Here is a 4,522-nt window from a genome sequence, read left to right on the forward strand (position 1 = left end):
GGGATTCGCCCCCGCAAGCAAAAAGGAAGGACAGCTCTTCGATGTCCATGGGCTAACGCCCCGTCGGGGTTTCCCTGGCCCGGCCGAGCGGCAGGTCAGGAAGGAGGCGTGGCGCATGGCGAAACGTCCCGAATAGCACCGGCAAGCGATGCGCCGAGGTGCAGCCTAATCCCCGCGGGAGAAAGAGGCTAAAGATCATACCTGAAAAATGACGATGGGATACATCGACAAACGGCCGCACGCCTCCCTTCCATCAAGGGGGGACGAAAGTGTCACCACGCGTCTGACTGCAAGACCTCGACCGTCGCCTGCACCAAGGCCGGACACTCGCTCACCTCCACGGTCTGCCAGAAGGGCGGCCCCGCCACGGCACGAACGGCTACCCGCGCCCCCCCCTCCTGCCAGCGGGCGAGGCGCTGCTGCGCGGCGGGGCTCAAGGCGGGCTGCGCCGCCGGGGAAACCTCCAGCCAGGCGATGCGGTTCACTTGCGCCCCGATCTCCAGGGTGGCGCCCTCCAGCCCCCGGGCGAGCGCTGGCGAGAGGGTGTAGCCCGCCACCTCGACGGGCTCGCCCGCTTCCAGAAGCCTGCGCTTCGTGTCATCCCGACGGGAAGCCGACCCCGACGCCAGCAACGCGTTCGCGCTCTTGAGCCGCAGGAACTGGGCTAGGTGCTGGGTCCCGCTCGCCACCGGCTGCCACAACAGCAGGCCGTTCACGCCTTCCATGCGGCGGGAGGCTTCCGCGGCCAGGAGGCATCCGGCCCGCAATCCCCATAGCCAACCCACGGGCATTGCCTGCTGTTGCGCAAGCCAGCCCGCCGCCGCCTGGACATCCTCCCTCCAGGCGTCCCAGGTGGCCTCGCCGAAATCCCCCGGGCTGTCGCCGCAGCCGAGCAGATCCACCTGGGCCACCGTGAAGCCCGCCGCCGCCAGGGCCCGGGCACCGAGGGCCGCCATGCGGCGGCACTTGTTCATCTCCTCAGCGAAGGGATGCACATAAAGGATGACTTCTCGGGGGCTCACCGTGGCGGGACGGTGCAGAAGGCAAAAGCGGGGCCCGGTGGCGAGGGGAGCGAACAGACACCGGGATTCGATGGAGGACAAGCCTTAACCTTGGGCGAGCTTGCCTTCGACGAAGGCGGTGAGACTCCCCACGGTGGCGAAGGTGGATCCGTCGATTTCGTCGTCGGCCACGACGAAGCCGAAATGCTCCTCCAGGCTCGTGATCACCGCCACCACCGCCATGGAATCCAGCTCGGGGATGCTGCCCAGGAGCCGCGTGGAGGCCGTGAAGTCCGCTGCCCGCCCTCGCAGGCTCAAGACCTGATCGAGGATATGGAGCACTTGGCGCTGAACGTCCAAGGTCGCGGGATCGTAGGGAGGCACGCTCATCAGCTTGGCACCCCGTGGCCGAATCGAGGAAAGGAAGGCGTATTATAGGCGAGCCGGCGGGAGGGGAAGCCTGCTACGGCGGGCGGCACGCCCACGATTAATAAAATTTAAACTCGTGTCGGCGGGAAGCCTTCTATCATTGCCTTTGGAGCCGTTCGAATCCCCCTTAAGCCCTGCGACTGCGAGGCCGCATCCCTTGCCCTCGGTTCCCGATACCCTTCCCATTCCCAAGCTGCCGGTCTTCGGCTGGCGCACCTTTGCCGGAGATGGTCCGGCGCCGCTGCCCACCGTGCTGGACTTGCCGGGCCTCGTCTTCACCACCAGCGGCCGGGCGGCCATTGGGCTTGCGCTCAAAACGCTGGGCGTGGGGCCGGGGGACCGGGTCCTGCTGCCCACCTACCATTGCACCACCATGGTGGCGCCGGCGGTCGCCGCAGGGGCACGCCCCCTCTATTACCCCATCACGGGTTCAGGCGCCCCGGACCTGGCCGCCCTGGAGCGCCTCGACACGACCGGCGTGCGGACTCTGCTGGCCGTGCATTTCTTCGGCTTCCCCCAGCCCCTCAGGGAGGTGCGCACCTTCTGCGACCGCCGGGGCATCGCCCTCATCGAAGATTGCGCCCACGCCCTCTTCGGCGAGGCCGACGGGCGCCCGGTGGGGAGCTGGGGGGATCTTGCCATCGCGAGCCTCACGAAGTTTTTGCCCGTGCCCGAGGGCGGCTGCCTGGTCTCCACCCGGCGCCCGCTGAATGGGGCGGGCTTGAAACCCCGGGAAGCGCTGGCGGAAGTGCGTAGTCTCGCCAACATGGTGGAAGCGGGGGTAGAACATGACCAGTTGTGGGGGCTCAACACGCTGCTCGCCCTGGCTTTTGGCCTGAGAAAAGGGCTTGTCTCCCGCAGGCGGGACTTCCCGAATGGAATCGACACCCCTTGCACGAGCGAAAGCGAGCTGCTGGCCCAATTCGACCGCCGGCTCGCCGACCACCGGCCCACCTGGGTCTGCCGCTGGCTCGCCCGCCGGGCGAGCCGTAGGCGCATCGTGACTGCACGGCGGGACAATTACGCCTATCTCGCGAAGCGGTTCGAGAATTTTCCTGGCGCGTGGCCCCTGCTGCCCGAACTGCCGCCCGCCGCCGCACCCTACGTGTTTCCCCTATGGGTGGAAAATCCCGACCGCCGCTACGCGGCCCTCAAGGCCGAGCGCTTTCCCGTATTCCGTTGGGACTGGCTGTGGCCAGGCACGCCGGCTCTTCCCGGTGACCACGGGCTGCTGTGGTCGAAGCACGTGTTTCAGTTGCCGTGCCATCAGGATTTGTCCCGACAACATCTCGATGCCCTGGTCGATCGCCTGGGGCGGATCTTCGACCGCGTGGGGTAGCCGAGCCTTGAAAAAAGTTTTGATGATCGCCTTCCACTTCCCGCCCTTGACGGGCTCCAGCGGCATCCACCGCACCTTGAATTTCGTGCGCCACCTGCCCACATTCGGCTGGTCCCCTCTCGTGCTCACGGCCCATCCCCGGGCTTATGAAGCGGTGAGCGACGATCAGCTCGCGGCAGTTCCCCCGCACACCCTCGTCGAGCGCGCCTTCGCCCTCAATACGGCGCGGCACCTCTCCTTGTGGCGCCGCTATCCCGCCTTCCTCGCCCGGCCCGACCGCTGGGTGAGCTGGTGGCTGGGGGCGGTGCCGGCGGGGCTGCGCCTCATCCGGCGCCACGGGGTGGACCTGATCTGGTCCACCTATCCCATCGCTACCGCCCACCTGATCGGCGCCACCCTGGCGAAACTGACCGGCCTTCCCTGGGTGGCAGATTTCCGCGATCCGATGGCCCAAGACGGTTACCCGAGCGATCCGAAAACTTGGCAAAGCTTCAAGCGGGTGGAAGAGCGGGTGTTCGACCGGGGATCGGCCTTCGTCTTCGTCACCCCCGGTGCTGCCCGCATGTACCAGCAGCGCTACCCGGGCATCGGGGCAAGCCGCGTGTTCGTGGTCGAGAATGGCTACGACGAGGAGACGTTCGCGGCGGCGGAAGCGGCAACGGACCGCACGCAACCCCTCCATCCCGGCATGACCACCCTGCTGCACAGCGGTGTCGTGTATCCCTCCGAGCGCAATCCCGAACCCCTGCTCGCGGCCTTGGGCGAGCTCGTGGCGGCCGGCCGCATCGATCCGCGCCGGTTTCGGCTGCGCTTCCGGGCGGCGGTGCACGAAGCGCTGCTACGCCGGCTCGCGGCGAAATACTCGGTCGAATCCTGCGTCGAGCTTCTGCCGCCCGTCCCTTACCGGGAGGCCCTCGCCGAGATGCTGCGGGCCGACGCGCTCCTCATCCTGCAGTCCCGGGATTGCAACGAGCAGATCCCGGCCAAGCTCTACGAATACCTGCGCTGTGCCAAGCCGGTGCTGGCCCTCACCGACCCGGAGGGGGACACGGCGAACCTCCTCCGCCGCTACCACGCCGGGAGGGTGGCCCCTATGGAATCTAAGGAGGAAATTGCCCGGGCGCTTCCGCAGTTCCTCGCCGGGCTGGCCCAAGGGACCCTTCCCGTGGCGGATGCCGGCGAAGTGAAAAGCGCCTCCCGCTTCGAGCGGACGCGGGAGCTTGCCCGAGTGCTAGACGAAGCGGCTTCCACGGCGGGCGTTCGCGTCCCGGCGGCTCAGCAAGAGCCGCCTCCGCGCCGGCCATGAAAGGGGCATGTCCTCAGATGGAATGGGATCTATTGCCGGCGAATGGCTTTCCCACGGTCGCCAACATTTGGGATCGCCTGAACGCGTCCAACCAGGCGGTACCGTTCCTGGGCTCGGAATTCATCGCCCAGGCCCTCGCCCATTTCGGCACCGGTCGCGAAACGGTCGTCATCGGCATGCAACACGGCGAGCCCGTCGCGATGGGGGTGTTGACCCGTCTGTCCCCGGGCGCATGGCGAACGTTCCAGCCCTCCCAGCTCCCCCTGGGGGCCTGGGTGATGCGTCCCGAGGTGCGGTGGGAGACGTTGGCTTCGGCACTGATCCGATGCCTTCCGGGCTCGCCCCTGTTGCTCGGGATCACCCAACAGGACCCTCACCTCGTCCCCCGGCCGGATGACTCGGCGTGCATGCGCACCCTGGACTACATCCAGACCGCCTGGGTAGACC

Annotated in this window: 4 protein-coding genes and 1 pseudogene; 3 read left to right on the plus strand and 2 right to left on the minus strand. The window is 67.5% G+C overall.

Annotation, left to right across the window (positions count from 1 at the left end; all coding sequences use genetic code 11):
* Window positions 1-272: 272 nt before the first annotated feature.
* Window positions 273-1,103: a hydrolase 2, exosortase A system-associated gene (locus tag V7Q81_RS14805; protein WP_333844818.1), complete on the minus strand. Its 831-nt coding sequence runs from the start codon at window positions 1,101-1,103 to the stop codon at window positions 273-275.
* A gap of 3 nt (window positions 1,104-1,106) precedes the next feature.
* Entirely contained in the window at window positions 1,107-1,391 is a 285-nt protein-coding gene (locus tag V7Q81_RS14810; RefSeq protein WP_442954852.1) for an acyl carrier protein, read from the minus strand.
* A gap of 196 nt (window positions 1,392-1,587) precedes the next feature.
* Between V7Q81_RS14810 and V7Q81_RS14815 the strand changes: the two genes are divergently transcribed.
* The 3 genes and pseudogenes from V7Q81_RS14815 to V7Q81_RS14825 all read left to right on the plus strand — a co-directional run.
* Window positions 1,588-2,769: a DegT/DnrJ/EryC1/StrS family aminotransferase gene (locus V7Q81_RS14815; protein WP_333844819.1), complete on the plus strand. Its 1,182-nt coding sequence runs from the start codon at window positions 1,588-1,590 to the stop codon at window positions 2,767-2,769.
* Window positions 2,770-2,776: 7 nt separating this feature from the next.
* A complete protein-coding gene (locus V7Q81_RS14820) occupies window positions 2,777-4,075 on the plus strand; it encodes a glycosyltransferase (RefSeq protein WP_333844821.1) in 1,299 nt (432 codons plus the stop codon).
* A 17-nt stretch (window positions 4,076-4,092) separates the two neighbouring features.
* Window positions 4,093-4,522 (plus strand): annotated as a pseudogene (locus V7Q81_RS14825) (GNAT family N-acetyltransferase); the annotation flags it as partial.

This window comes from Pelomicrobium sp., from assembly GCF_036803785.1.
GTDB lineage: Bacteria > Pseudomonadota > Gammaproteobacteria > Burkholderiales > UBA6910 > Pelomicrobium.

Bases quoted from the DNA above. Each gene is read 5' to 3' on its own strand.
- V7Q81_RS14810 (WP_442954852.1), bottom strand. From the start codon at position 1,391: ATGAGCGTGCCTCCCTACGATCCCGCGACCTTGGACGTTCAGCGCCAA.